General features: G+C 62.0%; 14 protein-coding genes. 8 read left to right on the forward strand and 6 right to left on the reverse strand.

Going from position 1 to position 16,167, the window contains the following annotated elements; all coding sequences use genetic code 11:
- Window positions 1–174: 174 nt before the first annotated feature.
- The 4 genes from QM716_RS25830 to QM716_RS25845 all read left to right on the forward strand — a co-directional run bounded on the left by QM716_RS25830 (window position 175) and on the right by QM716_RS25845 (window position 3,065).
- Window positions 175–1,338 (forward strand): steroid 3-ketoacyl-CoA thiolase, encoded by a 1,164-nt coding sequence (locus tag QM716_RS25830; protein WP_095970996.1) that lies wholly within the window; start codon window positions 175–177, stop codon window positions 1,336–1,338.
- Window position 1,339: 1 nt separating this feature from the next.
- The gene (locus tag QM716_RS25835) at window positions 1,340–1,828 is read left to right on the forward strand and encodes a nitroreductase family deazaflavin-dependent oxidoreductase (protein WP_283307029.1); all 489 of its coding nucleotides are present in this window, start codon (window positions 1,340–1,342) and stop codon (window positions 1,826–1,828) included.
- A gap of 57 nt (window positions 1,829–1,885) precedes the next feature.
- Complete coding sequence (locus QM716_RS25840) at window positions 1,886–2,299, forward strand: DNA-binding protein (protein WP_283307031.1); 414 nt, start codon at window positions 1,886–1,888, stop codon at window positions 2,297–2,299.
- Window positions 2,300–2,393: 94 nt separating this feature from the next.
- On the forward strand, window positions 2,394–3,065 hold the full coding sequence (locus tag QM716_RS25845) for a GNAT family N-acetyltransferase (protein ID WP_283307033.1): 672 nt from the start codon (window positions 2,394–2,396) through the stop codon (window positions 3,063–3,065).
- 66 nt (window positions 3,066–3,131) lie between these two features.
- Here QM716_RS25845 and QM716_RS25850 read toward each other — a convergent pair whose 3' ends face one another.
- Window positions 3,132–4,046: an SDR family oxidoreductase gene (locus QM716_RS25850; protein ID WP_283307035.1), complete on the reverse strand. Its 915-nt coding sequence runs from the start codon at window positions 4,044–4,046 to the stop codon at window positions 3,132–3,134.
- A 102-nt stretch (window positions 4,047–4,148) separates the two neighbouring features.
- Between QM716_RS25850 and echA20 the strand changes: the two genes are divergently transcribed.
- Genes echA20 through QM716_RS25870 form a run of 4 tightly spaced genes read left to right on the forward strand, consistent with a single transcriptional unit; the run spans window position 4,149 to window position 7,651 of the window.
- Window positions 4,149–4,925, forward strand: coding sequence for a (7aS)-7a-methyl-1,5-dioxo-2,3,5,6,7,7a-hexahydro-1H-indene-carboxyl-CoA hydrolase (gene echA20, locus QM716_RS25855; RefSeq protein ID WP_003945611.1), 777 nt, complete (start codon window positions 4,149–4,151; stop codon window positions 4,923–4,925).
- Between the two features lie 7 nt (window positions 4,926–4,932).
- The gene (gene ipdA, locus QM716_RS25860; RefSeq protein WP_283307037.1) at window positions 4,933–5,841 is read left to right on the forward strand and encodes a cholesterol ring-cleaving hydrolase subunit IpdA; all 909 of its coding nucleotides are present in this window, start codon (window positions 4,933–4,935) and stop codon (window positions 5,839–5,841) included.
- Window positions 5,838–6,593: a CoA-transferase subunit beta gene (locus QM716_RS25865; protein ID WP_283307039.1), complete on the forward strand. Its 756-nt coding sequence runs from the start codon at window positions 5,838–5,840 to the stop codon at window positions 6,591–6,593. The genes ipdA and QM716_RS25865 overlap by 4 nt, the downstream gene beginning before the upstream one ends.
- On the forward strand, window positions 6,590–7,651 hold the full coding sequence (locus QM716_RS25870) for an NAD(P)H-dependent flavin oxidoreductase (RefSeq protein ID WP_283307040.1): 1,062 nt from the start codon (window positions 6,590–6,592) through the stop codon (window positions 7,649–7,651). Before QM716_RS25865 ends, QM716_RS25870 begins: the two co-directional genes overlap by 4 nt.
- 1,393 nt (window positions 7,652–9,044) lie before the next feature.
- Here QM716_RS25870 and QM716_RS25875 read toward each other — a convergent pair.
- From QM716_RS25875 to QM716_RS25895, 5 genes are all read right to left on the reverse strand, one after another.
- Complete coding sequence (locus QM716_RS25875; RefSeq protein WP_283307041.1) at window positions 9,045–10,109, reverse strand: quaternary amine ABC transporter ATP-binding protein; 1,065 nt, start codon at window positions 10,107–10,109, stop codon at window positions 9,045–9,047.
- Between the two features lie 72 nt (window positions 10,110–10,181).
- Window positions 10,182–12,086 carry an ABC transporter permease subunit gene (locus tag QM716_RS25880; RefSeq protein WP_283307042.1) on the reverse strand — a complete coding sequence of 635 codons (1,905 nt, stop codon included), beginning with the start codon at window positions 12,084–12,086 and terminating at the stop codon, window positions 10,182–10,184.
- Entirely contained in the window at window positions 12,083–13,126 is a 1,044-nt protein-coding gene (locus tag QM716_RS25885; protein ID WP_283307043.1) for a glycine betaine ABC transporter substrate-binding protein, read from the reverse strand. The genes QM716_RS25880 and QM716_RS25885 overlap by 4 nt, the downstream gene beginning before the upstream one ends.
- A gap of 365 nt (window positions 13,127–13,491) precedes the next feature.
- Window positions 13,492–14,718: an allantoate amidohydrolase gene (locus tag QM716_RS25890; protein WP_283307044.1), complete on the reverse strand. Its 1,227-nt coding sequence runs from the start codon at window positions 14,716–14,718 to the stop codon at window positions 13,492–13,494.
- 126 nt (window positions 14,719–14,844) lie between these two features.
- Window positions 14,845–16,161, reverse strand: a complete 1,317-nt coding sequence (locus QM716_RS25895) for an FMN-binding glutamate synthase family protein (RefSeq protein ID WP_283307045.1) — start codon at window positions 16,159–16,161, stop codon at window positions 14,845–14,847.
- Between the last annotated feature and the right edge of the window lie 6 nt (window positions 16,162–16,167).

Genomic DNA, 16,167 nt, shown 5'->3' on the forward strand with positions numbered 1-16,167 from the left:
TGATGTCTCCTGCCCTAAGCCTTTTCATCACAGGGGTGATGGGGATCCGTGATGTGTAACACGTTCTACTCTCATTGAAACACAAGCCTGCTTACTAGGAAAGGAAACGTCGGCAGGTCTTGCTTCCCGCAGAGAACCTGTTCTACTTTTTCATTACAAGGAAAGGAGCCCGCTGTGGGCACACCAGTAATCGTCGAGGCTGTCCGTACACCGATCGGCAAGCGCGGAGGTTGGCTCGCCGGTCTGCACGCCGCCGAGATCCTCGGAGCGGCACAAAAGGGAGTTCTCGACCGGTCGGGAATCGACCCGTTGCTGATCGAGCAGGTGATCGGCGGCTGCGTCACCCAGGCCGGCGCTCAGTCCAACAACATCACGCGCACGGCTTGGTTGCATGCAGGTCTGCCGTGGCAGACCGGCGCCACGACCGTGGACTGCCAGTGCGGTTCGGCCCAGCAGGCGAACCATCTGATCGCCGGACTGATCGCCACCGGCGCCATCGATGCCGGTATCGCCTGCGGCATCGAAGCGATGAGCCAGGTTCCCCTCGGCGCCAACGTCGGTGACCAGGCCGGACCGCGTCGGCCGGCGACGTGGGACATCGACATGCCCAACCAGTTCGAGGCAGCAGAACGCATCGCACGCCGACGAGGACTGACCCGCGACGACGTCGAAGCTCTCGGCGTCCGTTCGCAGGCACTGGCCAAGCAGGCTTGGGAGGAAGGGCGTTTCGACCGCGAGGTACTCGAACTCTCGGCACCCCAGGTCGACAAGGAAGGAAACCTCACGGGCGAGACCAAACTCGTCAATCGCGATCAGGGCCTGCGCGATACGACGGCCGAGTCCCTAGCCCGCCTGAAGCCCGTCCTCGAAGGCGGAATTCACACGGCCGGAACGTCTTCCCAGATCTCCGACGGTGCGGCCGCAGTCCTGCTCATGGACGAGGACAAGGCTCGCGCACTCGGATTGAAGCCACGCGCCCGCATCATCGCTCAGGCACTGGTCGGCTCGGAACCGGAGTTCCACCTCGACGGACCGGTGCAAGCAACCAGCCGTGTCCTGGAGAAGAGCGGAATGAAGATCGGCGACCTCGACCTGTTCGAGATCAACGAAGCATTCGCATCCGTCGCACTGTCCTGGGCCCAGGTCCACGAACCTGACTTCGACAACGTCAACGTCAACGGCGGCGCGCTCGCCCTCGGCCATCCCGTCGGCAGCACCGGCTCACGCCTGATTACGACAGCACTCCACGAACTGGAGCGTCGCAACGGCTCGACGGCTCTGATCACGATGTGCGCCGGCGGCGCGCTGGCCACCGGAACCATCATCGAGCGAATTTGAGATGACTATTCCCCCAGCAAAACCCAAGGGACTCGACGCCCCGGTGACGGTCAAGTTCATCAAGTGGATGTCGAAGGCAAACGTCGCCATGTATCGCGCCACCGACGGGAGGCTGGGTAGCAAGTGGCGGGTCGGCAGCGCGTTCCCACGCGGGCTGCCGATCTGCCTGCTCACCACTACCGGTCGCAAATCCGGTGAGGAGCGAATCAGTCCATTGCTGTTCCTCGAGGACGGCGAAGACGTGATTCTGGTGGCGTCGCAAGGCGGTCTTCCGAAGAACCCGATGTGGTACCTCAACATCAAGGCGGATCCGGTGGTGACGGTGCAGATCAAGTCTCGGATCCGCTCGATGAAAGCCCGCGTTGCAACCGAGGACGAGCGCGCTCGGCTGTGGCCGAAGTTGACGGCGATGTACCCGGATTTCGACAACTATCAGGCCTGGACGGACCGCATCATTCCCGTCATCGTGTGCGAGCCACTGACAAACTAAACAATTTGTTTACAACAAAACATTTACAAGGGTCCGGGTTCGTGCCACCCTGGATTCATGACCGATGACCAGTTCAGACCGATCGATTCCGGCCGCGAACGCGCACATCGCGAGTATGCCGGGCTCTTTCGGATCAGCGAGCGCCACGGCGCGACCCAAAGCCAGCGCGCAAGGCAATCTCATCCGGAGATGCTCGAGCCCTACGGCGCGGTGCGCGTCGTGGCTCGTCTCGCCGGCGGCACCGACACACCGGAGCCGAACGAATCCGAAGTCGACGACGCCGACGTCATGGCTGCGTTGACTCTGATTCCCAAGGCCCGAGCCGAAATGGAACAACTGGAAGCGCTGTTCCTCGGGATTGCCCGTGAACGGGGCATGACCTGGCAGGACATTGCCTTCGGACTCGGGCTCGGCAGTACTCAAGCCGCCCGCCAGCGCTACGAACGGCTCGTTCGCCGCACCGGAGGCTGAACACGTGCCATAACGGGCGAGTTGGAGCACTATTGACTCGTACGGTCCGCACGGCGTTTCGACAGAGCCTCGAACACAGCAAGGAGTCGCATATATGACGACGCATATTCAAGATCAAATCCTGGACCGACGCGAGATCACTTCCGCACTCGTGCGCGCGCTGGAGCGTCGCCACGAGGTGCTGGATGCAGTGGTCGACAGCAAGGACCACCAGGAGGCACTGACCACCGTCGCCGAACTCCTCGGCACGTCGGAAGCGAATGCCGAAGCAGTTCTGAGCCTCAAGTTCAGTGCGCTCACCAAGGCCGCGCGCGATCGCATCCAGGGCGAGCTGGAGAATCTCGACGCAACTCTCGAATGGACGGCGCTTGATCGCCCCGCGAGCAGCGGGCAGAACTTCGGCCTGCGTCCGTTCAGCGACAGCGCAGAAGACAAGTCGCTGTTCACGATTCGCTCGGGCGAGCAGCTCGGCGAAGACGGCAAGCCGTGGAGCGAGGATCGAATCGAAGCCGAGCGAACAGGCGGTCTCGGCCGTATCGAAGACGAGAGCGCTGCCTGGTTCGTCGCCGAGGACGTCTCCGGTGACAGTCCGAAGAGCGTCGGCCTGGTGTTCGGCGAACTCGACGGCCAAGAGGTCAACGTCGCGATCTGGATTGCACCCGAGTCCCGCAAGAAGGGCTATGGCACCGCCTGCGTGAAGCATTCACGGCGCGAGCTCGCAGCAGAGTTCCCCGGCACTGTTCTGGTGGTTCGGGCACCCGCGTAGGCGGCACTCCCCTGTGAGTGGTTAAGGAGTCCCTGCACTCCTTAACCACTCACGGGGCCGAAGGCCCTACGCCCCGTACACCGGCGTCGGAATCTCCGCCTTCTCCAACAGCGTTGCGACGACGGGCCCGATCTCCTTCGGGTCCCAGCGGTCACCCTTGTCCTCGCTCGGGCCGTGACTCCAGCCCTCCGCGACGGTGATCTTTCCGCCCTCTACCTCGAATACTCGACCCGTGACGTCCTTGGACTCGGCGCTTCCGAGCCAGACGACCAGCGGCGAGATGTTCTCGGGGGCCATGGCGTCGAAGCCCTCTTCTGGAGCCGCCATCGACTCGGCCATCGCCCCACCCGCACCGACGGTCATGCGTGTGCGCGCAGCAGGCGCGATCGCGTTGACACTGACGCCGTAATTCTTGAGCTCGGCGGCGGCCTGGATGGTCATCTCGGCGATACCGGCCTTCGCTGCGGCGTAGTTGCCCTGGCCGATCGAACCCTGCAGTCCTGCACCCGAACTGGTGTTGATGATGCGTGCGTCGACGGTCTTGCCGGCCTTCGCCTCGCCACGCCAGTAGGCAGCAGCGTGACGCAACGGCGCGAAATGCCCCTTGAGGTGCACGCGGATCACCGCGTCCCACTCGCCTTCGCTCATGCCGACGAGCATGCGGTCACGCAGGAAGCCTGCGTTGTTCACAAGTACGTCCAGTCCGCCGAAGGTGTCGATCGCGGTCTTGATCAGATTTTCGGCGCCCGCCCAGTCGGCGACGTCGTCTCCGTTGACCACTGCCTGGCCGCCCGCGGCGACGATCTCCGCTACAACCTGCTCGGCCGGACTTTCGCCGGTCTCGGAACCGTCGGCACCCGCACCGATGTCGTTGACGACGACCTTGGCGCCCTCAGCAGCAAACGCCAATGCATGCGCACGTCCGATACCTCGACCTGCCCCGGTGATGATGACTACGCGTCCGTCGACCAATCCACTCATTTATGTCTCCTATTGCACTCTGCTCGGGCTTGTCGGCTCCGCTTGTGTGCTAACTTACCAAGCAATCGCTTGGTTTGGTACACAGACGTAAGGAATCCCGATATGGGCATCAGCACTTCTTCCGACGGAACCGGCATCACCACGGTCACCATCGACTACGCGCCGGTCAATGCAATCCCGTCCAAGGGATGGTTCGAGCTCGCCGACGCCATCCTCGACGCGGGTAAGGACCTCAACACGCACGTGGTGATCCTGCGAGCCGAGGGACGCGGATTCAACGCCGGCGTCGACATCAAGGAGATGCAGGCCACCGAGGGATTCGACGCGCTGGTCGCCGCCAACCGCGGTTGTGCCGCAGCCTTCGCAGCCGTCTACGACTGCGCTGTCCCCGTCGTCGTGGCGGTCAACGGATTCTGCGTCGGCGGTGGCATCGGACTGGTCGGCAACGCGGACGTGATCGTCGCTTCCGACGACGCGATCTTCTCCCTCCCCGAGGTCGACCGCGGCGCACTCGGCGCTGCCACGCACCTCTCGCGCCTGGTGCCGCAGCACATGATGCGCACGCTGTACTACACGGCGCAGAGCGTCGACGCGCACACGCTCAAGCAGTTCGGCAGCGTCTACGACGTGGTCCCGCGCGAGAAGCTCGACGAATGCGCTCGCGAGATCGCCGCGAAGATCGCCGCGAAGGACACCCGCATCATCCGGTGCGCCAAGGAAGCCATCAACGGCATCGACCCGGTCGACGTCAAGGGCAGCTACCGCCTCGAGCAGGGCTACACCTTCGAACTCAACCTTCTCGGTGTGTCCGACGAGCACCGCGACGAGTTCGTCGCCACCGGCAAGCCGCGCGAGAACGCAACCCAGAAGGAAGGCTGAGAAAAACATGGCTAGCAAGCGTGACAAGACGAAGTCGCTCGACGAGGTAGTCGGCGAACTCCGCAGCGGAATGACGATCGGCCTGGGCGGCTGGGGATCTCGCCGCAAGCCGATGGCCTTCGTGCGTGCGATTCTGCGTTCGGACATCAAGGACCTGACCGTGGTCACCTACGGCGGACCGGATCTCGGACTGCTGTGCTCGGCCGGCAAGGTCAAGAAGGCGTACTACGGCTTCGTGTCCCTGGACTCTGCGCCGTTCTACGATCCGTGGTTCGCCAAGGCGCGCACAGCAGGTGAGATCGAAGTCCGCGAGATGGACGAGGGCATGGTCAAATGCGGCCTCGAAGCCGCTGCCGCTCGCCTCCCCTTCCTGCCGATCCGTGCAGGCCTGGGCTCGGACGTCCGCAACTTCTGGGGCGACGAACTCAAGACCGTCACCTCCCCGTACCCCGAGGCCGACGGCCGTTCCGAGACCTTGATCGCGATGCCTGCGCTCAACCTCGATGCGTCATTCGTCCACCTCAATCTCGGCGACAAGCACGGCAATGCCGCCTACAACGGCGTCGACCCGTACTTCGACGACCTGTACTGCATGGCCGCCGAGAAGCGTTACGTCTCGGTCGAGCGCATCGTCGAGACCGAGGAACTGGTCAAATCCGTTCCACTGCAGAACCTTCTGCTCAATCGCATGATGGTCGACGCCGTCGTCGAGGCACCGAATGGTGCGCACTTCACGTTGGCCGGCGAAAGCTACGGCCGCGACGAGAAGTTCCAGCGCCACTACGCCGAGGCCGCCAAGACCCCCGAGTCGTGGCAGGCGTTCGTCGACACCTTCCTCTCCGGCAGCGAAGAGGACTACCAAGCCGCAGTAAAGAAGTTTGCCGACACATCAAAGGCAGGGGAGCAGACATCATGAGCGAATCCACCGTCACCCGCGCAGAGTACGTAGTTCTTGCTTGTGCTGAAATCTTCTCCGGTGCAGGCGAAATCATGGCCAGCCCGATGTCGACGTCGTCCACCATCGGCGCCCGCCTGGCTCGACTCACCACCGAACCCGACCTGCTCATCACCGACGGTGAAGCCCTCATCCTCGAGGACACTCCGGCAGTCGGAACGAAGGGCCCCGTCGAAGGATGGATGCCTTTCCGCAAGGTGTTCGACGTCGTCGCTTCCGGTCGTCGCCACGTTGTGATGGGCGCCAATCAGCTCGATCGCCACGGCAACCAGAACCTCTCCGCCTTCGGACCCCTTCAACAGCCGACGCGTCAGATGTTCGGTGTGCGCGGCGCCCCGGGTAACACCATCAACCATTCGACGAGTTACTTCGTCCCCAAGCACTCCAAGCGAGTGTTCGTCGACAAGGTCGACGTGGTGTGCGGTGTCGGCTACGACCAGATCGATCCCGAGAACCCTGCATACAAGTACCTGAACATCCCCCGCGTCGTCACCAACCTCGGGGTCTTCGACTTCGGTGGTCCGGGAAACACGTTCCGCGCGTTGAGTCTTCACCCCGGCGTAACGGCAGAAGAGGTTGCCGAGAACACTTCGTTCGAGGTTGCCGGACTCGCCGAGGCCGGTATCACCCGTGACCCCACCGCCGAAGAACTCCACCTCATCCGTGAGACCCTCGACCCGCGCAACCTCCGGGACCGTGAGGTCTCGGCATGACCCCCACCCTGAAGACCGCGCTGACCGAACTGGTCGGCGTGGACTACCCGATCGTGCAGACGGGCATGGGCTGGGTTTCCGGGCCCGCGCTGACGTCGGCGACGGCTAACGCAGGTGGTCTCGGCATTCTGGCTTCGGCCACGATGACGTACGACGAGCTCGAGCACGCGATCAAGAAGACGAAGCAGCTCACGGACAAGCCGTTCGGCGTCAATATGCGTGCCGACGCCACCGATGCGCCGCAACGCGCCGATCTCCTCATCCGTGAGGGAGTCAAGGTCGCGTCGTTTGCCTTGGCTCCCAAGAAGGAACTGATCACCAAGCTCAAGGATCACGGCGTCGTCGTCGTGCCCTCGATCGGCGCCGCGAAGCATGCGGTCAAGGTTGCATCCTGGGGCGCGGACGCCGTCATCGTCCAGGGCGGCGAAGGTGGTGGTCACACCGGCGGTGTGGCAACAACATTGCTTCTCCCCTCGGTTCTCGACGCGGTCGATATTCCGGTCATCGCCGGTGGCGGATTCTTCGACGGCCGCGGGCTGGCTGCCGCACTGGCGTACGGCGCTGCCGGTGTCGCGATGGGAACGCGATTCCTTCTCACCAGCGACTCTTCGGTACCGGATTCCGTCAAGCAGGAGTACCTCAAGCGCGGACTGACGGATACAACCGTCTCGCGCAAGGTCGACGGCATGCCGCACCGCGTGCTCAACACCGAACTGGTGAACAGCCTCGAAGGTTCAAGCTATGCAACCGGTTTGATCGCGGCAGCCAAGAACGCCACCAAATTCAAGGCTATGACGGGCATGAAGTGGTCGACACTGGCCAAGGACGGCCTCGCCATGAAGCGATCCGGCGACCGCACCATCATGCAGATCATCATGGCTGCCAATACCCCAATGTTGCTCAAAGCCGGTCTGGTGGAAGGTAATACCGAAGCAGGAGTCCTCGCTTCGGGTCAGGTTGTCGGCATGATCAACGATCTGCCCAGCTGCAAGGAACTGATCGAGCGCATCATGGAAGATGCAGTGGGACGTATCGACGCGCTTACGGCTCTTCGCTGATCGACTTTGTCACCATTGAGTGCGTCTCGCCAACTCGGGGAGGCGCACTCGATGCGTTGCGGATCGATACTGCCACTTCTAGTTGGCAATACGTCCGACGATGAATACAGAGCTAACTGAGCGCAATTGCATCAGGTACGCGTTCGACCGATACCGACTTGCCGCAGGAGGAGCAACAGATGCCCTAGTAGTTACGCATCCCCTCGCCGACGTAACTCGGCATCAACCACATCCCCCACCTGTACGTCTGCCGGCTCAACCCATCCCACAAAACCGCTTCGCACCGGCTTCTTCCGGTTCCTCCAGTGCTGGAACGCAGACACAGCGAACCCGACAACCGCGAAAACCTAGATTCCCAATTGCGCCCAATCCCACCCTGATCGTGACGACGATGTCACATCGCCGATGACCCAAGGACCGATCAGCACGACGAACCCCACCGTGTAATTGAGCTGTGAAAGCACGCGTTCGACGTGGCCGGCGCGCTGTCGACGACCTCTGCCGCCCCGCCTCGGTTAGCTCTGCGGCGAAGGAAACGATCGCCAACCACACCGGATTCCGTGACGTCAGCCCTTGTGGTCGAGCAACCTCAATCCTTCGTCAACCGATATTCTCCGAAAGGACTGTGTACGCAACGGGTCACACACTCCCTGTAGTCGTTGGGCTGCAACGGTTTGCCGACTTTCGAGCGGACATTCGTCCTTGCGTGCATAGAACATTTCTGACCATCGCCGAAGGTCGGACGGACTACTTGGTCCTACTTCCATCGCTAGAAGTTCTTCGTCCGTTGATCGGTCGAAACGCCGTTTTGTTCCCTCGACATCGAGAGTCCACGTTGTCATTTGCTCGAGGTTGGCATCGTCGCTTCGCAGCACCACGTCCGCGTTCGGGGCGCAGCCGTCGGGAGAGTAGGTCAGCACGCTCGCAATCCGATCCTCCGCTGCGTATCGATCTGTCCAACCACTCGGTGCGCCGTACACGTAGTCGAGTGATCCACACTTTTTGTCGGGAAGGGCTAATCGCGTGATGGCCCGGTCGTTGATCGCACCGAGCAGGTCGTATGAATCGGTGGGAACGATCAGCTCGTGACGACTGGGCCAAAAGTCGAAATTGCTGTGGTCCCCGTGAGCGCCTTCCACGTGGAACAGGTATATCTGGGGGTATTGGGGGCTCGTGGTGCGACGTGCGGGGCGTGCATCGTAGAACAGCGTTGTCGCCAGCTGGATCAGTAGACTCGCCCCCAGTGACCCGTACGGTTCACGAACAACGATTCCAAAGCGGTCGTGAACCGACCAATCGGGCAGCACCTCTTCCGGCGATGCAGGTGAGCCATCAATAGTCACATCGAAGACTCGCTGATCGAGCTGGGTTGCAGCGTGCATGCGGGTTTCTCCTATCTGGTCTCGGTCAGAATGTCGATGATCTTGTTTCTGTCGACAACACCCAGTTGAACGCCGTTCTCGCAGACACGGATCGGCAGTTCGGAGTTCAGCACAGTCTTCGCGGCAGCGTAAACAATTTCGTCAGGTCCGATTTCGCTCTCCGACAACAGTTCCGTCGACTCTGCCGGCCGCATCGCATTTCGCAGTGTAAGTACGTGGGCTTTGGGGACGTCGCTGACGAACTTGCGCACGTAGTCATCTGCCGGAGTGGCTACGAGTTCGGCGCCGGTGCCGATCTGGACGATCTCACCGTCCCGCATGATCATGATGCGGTCCCCCAGTTTGAGCGCTTCCTGCAAGTCGTGGGTAACGAACACCATCGTTTTACCGACCACTTTGTGGAGTCGAATCACCTCGTTCTGCATCTCTCTCCGGATCAGCGGGTCGAGTGCAGAGAAAGGTTCATCGAACAGGAGCACGTCGGGGTCACCGGCTAGCGCTCGGGCGAGCCCGACTCGCTGTTGCATTCCTCCGGACAACTCCCCGGGAAAGGACTTTTCGTATCCGGTCAGCCCCACGAGGTCGATGACAGTCTGGGCTCGACTCATCCTGTGCTGCTTGCCTTCTCCGCGGACCTCCAATCCGAATGCGACATTGGATTTCACGGTGCGGTGGGGAAGGAGTCCGAAATGCTGAAACACCATGGCAACCTTGTCGCGCCGCAACCTTCGGAGTTGTGTGTCAGTGGCTTGGGTGATGTCCTCCCCTGCCAGCGTGATTGCACCTTGCGTGGGTTCCACCAGCCTCGTCAGACATCGCAGTAGCGTGGATTTGCCGGAACCGGACAACCCCATGATGACGAACATCTCACCGGCGGCAACCTCGAAACTGACATCGCGGACGGCAACCGTGCATTGGGTCTGTTGCATGAGGTCGGTCCTGCTCAACGCGGAGAGCACTTTGTCATTGGGTATGCGATCCGCATCCGGTCCGAAGAGCTTCCACAGTTTTCGAACGTGGATCGACACAGGTGAGGTTGCGTCGGGCGCCTCGCGCGTACTGTTGCCAACGCTCATGTCAGTCGGTTCCGTTGCGGTAAAGACGCTTTCGTCCAGAAGGATTTCGGCCACGGTGATGCTCCAGTTCCGTCAGTGGGTGGTTTCGAGAGTGTCGGCTGTACGTAGTCGTCCAATCACTGCGCGAGATATGCGGTCGACGAGTACGGCGAGGATCAGCATGCTTACGCCGGCTTCGATGCCTTTCGCGAGGTCTACCCTCGATATTGCAACCAGGATTTCGGATCCAAGTCCCGGTGTACCAACGAACGCGCTGACCACTGCCATGGCCATCGCGAGCATGATCGTCTGGTTGACGCCCACGAGGATGGTCGGGGATCCCATCGGTAGCTGTACCTTGCGCAGCAATTGCCAACGGGAGGCACCGAGGCTGTTGGCTGCCTCCATCACGGTAGCTTCGACTTCTCGGATGGCGACGTTGGTCAGTCGGATGACCGGTGGCATGCAGTAGAGGATGGTGGCGAGGACTCCCGCGGCGGGACCCGAGCCGACGAGAATGACTGCAGGGATCACCACGAGGTAGATCGGCAAAGTTTGCATGGTGTCCAGAACGGGCCGAAGTGCCTTGGCGAATCCGTCACTAGCACTCATCGCGACGCCGACCGGAATACCGATCAGGACCGCCAAGACCACCGAGATGCCCAGGATGCTGATTGTCGAGATTGCGGCGCTCCAGGTACCGAGCAGCCCGATGAGGGCAACTGCGGCGGTGGCGAGCAGCCCACCCTTCCAGCCCACCAGCATTGTTCCCGCCAGCGCAACCAGGAAGACCGCAGCCGGCCAGGGCAGCCAGTTCAACGTGTTCGAGACCGGTGCGATTCCGTAGTCGACGAGAGCACTACCGAGGGCGTCGAAGACATTTCCGTAGCTCACGTTGAGCCACTGAACGGCGTCGTCGATGGTGCCGCGTAGTGACAAGCTCATGAAGGCAAGCGGTTTGGTGAAGTCGGCCGATTGCAGTACGGGAATTGTGAGCGCGGCGACGGTGCCCACGCCGAACACGATGCCCGCGACAGTCAATCGTCGCGCGGGTTGTGCAGCATCTCTCCTGTCGAGGTTTGCGCTGATCCTGTCGAGGAGAATAGCCAAGAGAACAAGCGCGACACCACCTTCCAGTGCGGCACCGAACTGCAGCTGATTGAGACTGCGCCACACAGGTTGTCCCAGACCGGATGCACCGATCATCGCTGCAATCACCGCCATGGCCATCGCAGCCATGATCGTCTGATTGACACCAGCCATGATGCTCGGACGCGCCAGCGGAAGCTGCACCTTGATGAGGAGCTGCCACTTGGTGACTCCCAGGGATACCGCCGACTCGACGGTGCGGTCCGCGACGGTACGAATTCCGAGGTCGGTCATCCGAGCAGCGGGTGGGACGGCGTAGAGAAGGGTCACGAGCAATGCCGCGGTGTCGCCCGGGCCGAAAACCAGGAGGACCGGCAGCAGATAGACGAGCACGGGGATGGTCTGCATTCCGTCGAGGACGACGATCACCGCTGTACGGATTCGTCCGCCGCGGGCGCTCACGATGCCGAGTCCGATGCCGATGGCAGCAGCAGCAGCCGCTGCCACTCCCATCAAGACAATCGTCTCGAGCATCTGCACCCACAAGTTCACTGCGAGCACCCAGGCCACGGTAGCTACCGCCAACGCGCCGATCCACGGTCCGGCAGCAATGTATGCCACAAGCACGATTACCAACGCCACCAGGATGTCGGGGAAAACCTGCAGCCATAGAACGGATTCGGTGAAGATCGACTCGATGGCATCACCGACAGGCTGGTAGAGCCAGTCACAGGTGGCCACGAACCAGTCGGCCGCACTCGCTACGGCGTCGCCGAAGGGAAGCCGCCACTGAGCCGGGAAAGCTGCGGTTGTCATCAATGCTTTTGCCAGTAGCACCGCCACGATCCCGGTCAGCAGCAAAATCACACTGCGTTGCCGTGCCGTCGGCTGGGGCACGGTCACGGTCATGAGACGTCCGTGGGGATCCAGGCCTGCCACGTTCCGGGTGAGGCTTCCATCCATTCGTCCACCGCTTCGTCGACGCTCATTCCACCTTCGTCGACATTGACCATCATCGAGTCGAGTGCATCGTCGGTGAGCGTGTACTTGTCCAGGAAGGCTGCGGCGACGGGATGATTCTCGGCGAAGTCGGCAGAGGCCATCTTGCGGAGACTGATATCTCCCCAGTTGCAGGCATAGGTGGTACCCCAGCACTCGTCCGAGTAGGCCGGGAACTCCACCCGCGTGAGATCGTACTTTGCCGTCAGAAAGTGTGGGGCCCACATCAATCCGAGGATCGGCTCGCCGCGCTCGTATGCTCGACTGAATTCGGCACCCAGAGCTGCTTCGGAGCCGGCGAAGGAAATCTCGTAGTTCAGGTCGAGGTTCTCGATACGCTGAACGTCGCCGTACTGCTCTCCCCAGGCAACGTCGCCCGAAAAGTAGCGACCCTTTGCACCTGGGGTGGCAGCAAAGGCATCCACACAGTCGTTCAAAGCCTCCCAGTTAGGCAGACCTGGACAAGTGGGTTCGATCCCGCGTGCCGGATCACCTTCGATGACGTAGGTGGGGACGTACCACCCTTCCTCTGCGCTCGGACCGGTGTCACCGAGGTCGACCACACTCTTGTCGGTCTCGACGAACTTCTCCAGCAGGTCCTTCGATGTCAGATCCCACAGCTCCATCAGGACCGTGTCATCCGACGATGCCATCGCCGGGAAGGATGCCGCCCAGTCGACGGGAGCGATCTCGGCCTGGGCGCCCATCTCCTGCAGTACCCGATACGCGAGCCGAGACTGGATCAGTTGACTGGTCCAGTTGTTCTGCAGCAGAACAACTGGACCCTCTTCGGCAATGGCAGACTTCACGGAATCCGTGACGGCGCCATCGAATGCCGATCCCGATTCCGCGCGTGGGGCTGCGCACGCCGCAGATAACAGGGTCAGTGAGGTGGCAACAAGTACGATGCCATTTCTCACGATGCGCGGTCGCCGTTCTTTCTTCAACACAGCGGATCCTTTCATGTGGTGCCGTGCTCACACCGACGAAGAGCTAGCGTGAAACAGCGTCCACGCTTGCGTTTCAGCCTGATTACGGGGATGTCACCTATGGGGCAGGGCTGAGATTAACTAGAGTTAATCATTGTCACCTGTTATGAAACGCTCTATTCGTGTCGTTCAGATTACCACCGAATCAGATCTCCGTGACATGTCGCTCCATATATACAGGCTTGAAGCGTCTTACACACCACAATGGCAGAATTTTCACCTACAAACGACCGAAATATCCGGATCAAAATTTCTCTTGTCATTCAACAATGATTCATAACATTCGCCACACCTTCACAGCGAGACACCAAAGGACGGACAGGCACTTAGCGGCAAATCCAGTCCGCCATGACGTCCGCCAGCGCCTCGGCGCCCCTGTTGCAGTCGTCGGCTTCAGCGAACTCGTCGGGTGAATGGGACACGCCAGTGGGGTTGCGGACGAACATCATTGCGGTAGGGACCTTCGCCGACAAGATTCCCGCGTCGTGACCGGCAGCGGTCGGGAGAACGGGGATGTCGCCAAGGTGAGCAAGGGAGCGCCGCAACCGTTCACGGGTCGACTGCGGAAACTCGACAATCGGCGTCACCGACTCAGCGTCGACCTCGAGGCCTATACCGTCTGCGGCCGCGTAGGCCTGCGCCTCGGCAGTGATCTGATCCACGAGCTTGGTGAGTGTTTCCTCGTCGGCTGCGCGGGCATCCAACCACGCCCGCACTTCAGACGGAATAGCATTGGCGCCGTTGGGAAGAACTCGAATTTTCCCGAACGTCGCGACGGCATCGTGCAACTCCGCGGCCGAGCGGGCGGTGTGGACCGACGACGCGAATGCGAGCATCGGGTCGCGGCGGTCGACGAGGCGGGTGGCGCCGGCGTGGTTAGCCTCGCCGGAGAACACGAACTGCCAACGACCGTGCGGCCAGATCGACGAAGCGACGGCGACGGGGCGCTCGATCAGGTCGAGGGCGCGTCCCTGCTCGACGTGCAGTTCGACGTATACCCCGACACGATCGACAAGATCAGGATCCTCTCCGAGATGGCCTGGGTCACGGCCTGCTCTCACCAGCGCCTCGGCGAGGGTGATGCCGTCGTTGTCCCGCAGCGCCAAGGCGCGGCCCGGCGCCAATACCCCGGTGGACAGTTGCGAGCCGACGCAGGCGACACCGAAACGTGCACCCTCCTCGTCCGAGAATGCCGTGACCGCGACGGGACGTGTCGGCTCGATCCCCCGCGCACGCACGATGTCGATCGCGGCAAACGCCGATACCACGCCCAGCGGGCCGTCGTAGGCACCCCCGTCGGGTACCGAGTCGAGGTGAGATCCGGTCACGAACGCATCCCGGGGATCGCCGTCCCACCCCTCGGGCATCCACCAGGCCCAGAGGTTGCCGTTCCGATCCTCCTCGACCGTCATACCGCGCGAGCACGCACAGTCCGAAAACCACTCGCGCAGTGTCATGTCAGCGTCGTTCCACGCGAATCTTCGGTATCCACGAGTCGACTTGTGCTGTCCCACATCGAGGGTGGTCGCCCACAGTGAATCGAAGGAGGTCATGTTCTCGGCCCTCTACTAGTGATGCCGGACGTCAGTCCGCGTGATTGTCGGGGTACACAGGAATAGCGAGGAAGTTGGCGGACGACGATGCCATCACTCCACTGAGGCACTTCGCGCCCGGGCTACCTACATGGCGCCGGGAATCCAGGTCGTCCCGGCCAGGGGGACTCGGGCCATCGCGGATGCCTCGACGGTGAGGGCGACGAGGTCCTCGGGTTCGAGGTTGCGAAGGTGCGATTTGCCGCAGGCGCGGGCCAGAGTCTGCGCTTCCATGGTCAATACCCGCAGGTAGTTCGCGAGCCTGCGGCCGCCCTCGACCGGGTCGAGGTTCTTCGACAATTCCGGATCCTGCGTGGTGATCCCGGCGGGATCCCTGCCCGCCTGGAAGTCGTCATAGAATCCGGCCGCCGAGCCGAGCTCTTCGTACTGCTCGGCATAGCGAGGGCTGTTGTCGCCCAATGCGATCAGGGCTGCGGTACCGATTGCGACTGCGTCCGCACCGAGGGCCATCGCCTTCGCGACGTCGGCACCGCTGCGGATGCCGCCGGACACGATCAGCTGAACCTTCCGGTGCACTCCAAGCTCCTGGAGTGCCTGGACCGCCTGTGGAATCGCGGCCAGCGTCGGGATACCGACGTGCTCGATGAACACGTCCTGAGTGGCGGCCGTACCACCCTGCATACCGTCGACCACGATGACGTCTGCGCCGGCCTTGACTGCGAGCTTCACGTCGTAATACGTGCGGGTGGCGCCGACTTTGATGTAGATCGGCTTCTCCCAGTTGGTGATCTCACGCAGTTCGATGATCTTGATCGCGAGGTCGTCGGGGCCGGTCCAGTCGGGGTGTCGGCAAGCCGACCGCTGGTCGACGCCCATCGGTAGGGTGCGCATCCCGGCGACACGCTCGGTGATCTTCTGGCCCAACAGCATTCCGCCACCACCGGGCTTGGCACCCTGACCGAGGACGATCTCGATCGCGTCGGCCTTACGCAGATCGTCCGGGTTCATCCCGTACCGCGACGGTAGGTACTGGTACACCAGGTTCTTCGACTGCCCGCGCTCCTCGGGGGTCATGCCACCGTCACCGGTGGTCGTGGACGTGCCGACCTCACTGGCACCGCGACCGAGTGCTTCTTTCGCCTGCCCGGACAGTGCACCGAAGCTCATGCCGGCGATGGTGATCGGAATATCGAGGTGCAGCGGAAACTTTGCGTTGCGGTCGCCGAGCACGACGTCGGTGTCGCACTTCTCGCGGTAGCCCTCCAACGGGTACCGAGACATCGAGGCGCCGAGGAACAACAGGTCGTCGAAATGGGGCAGCTTTCGCTTGGCGCCCCAGCCACGAATATCGTAAATACCTGTCTCAGCGGCCCGCTGGATCTCGGAGATAACGCCGCGGTCGAACGTCGCCGATTCGCGTAGGGCCGGGTTCGGTGTAGTCATGACGGT

The organism is Rhodococcus sp. IEGM 1409 (assembly GCF_030056735.1).
GTDB lineage: Bacteria > Actinomycetota > Actinomycetes > Mycobacteriales > Mycobacteriaceae > Rhodococcus_F.

Coding starts and splice junctions, on each gene's coding strand:
- QM716_RS25895 (WP_283307045.1), bottom strand. CDS start 16,161: ATGACTACACCGAACCCGGCCCTACGCGAATCGGCGACGTTCGACCGC.
- QM716_RS25835 (WP_283307029.1), top strand. CDS start 1,340: ATGACTATTCCCCCAGCAAAACCCAAGGGACTCGACGCCCCGGTGACG.
- ipdA (WP_283307037.1), top strand. CDS start 4,933: ATGGCTAGCAAGCGTGACAAGACGAAGTCGCTCGACGAGGTAGTCGGC.
- echA20 (WP_003945611.1), top strand. CDS start 4,149: ATGGGCATCAGCACTTCTTCCGACGGAACCGGCATCACCACGGTCACC.
- QM716_RS25840 (WP_283307031.1), top strand. CDS start 1,886: ATGACCGATGACCAGTTCAGACCGATCGATTCCGGCCGCGAACGCGCA.
- QM716_RS25850 (WP_283307035.1), bottom strand. CDS start 4,046: ATGAGTGGATTGGTCGACGGACGCGTAGTCATCATCACCGGGGCAGGT.
- QM716_RS25870 (WP_283307040.1), top strand. CDS start 6,590: ATGACCCCCACCCTGAAGACCGCGCTGACCGAACTGGTCGGCGTGGAC.
- QM716_RS25890 (WP_283307044.1), bottom strand. CDS start 14,718: ATGACCTCCTTCGATTCACTGTGGGCGACCACCCTCGATGTGGGACAG.
- QM716_RS25845 (WP_283307033.1), top strand. CDS start 2,394: ATGACGACGCATATTCAAGATCAAATCCTGGACCGACGCGAGATCACT.
- QM716_RS25875 (WP_283307041.1), bottom strand. CDS start 10,109: ATGAGCGTTGGCAACAGTACGCGCGAGGCGCCCGACGCAACCTCACCT.
- QM716_RS25880 (WP_283307042.1), bottom strand. CDS start 12,086: ATGACCGTGACCGTGCCCCAGCCGACGGCACGGCAACGCAGTGTGATT.
- QM716_RS25865 (WP_283307039.1), top strand. CDS start 5,838: ATGAGCGAATCCACCGTCACCCGCGCAGAGTACGTAGTTCTTGCTTGT.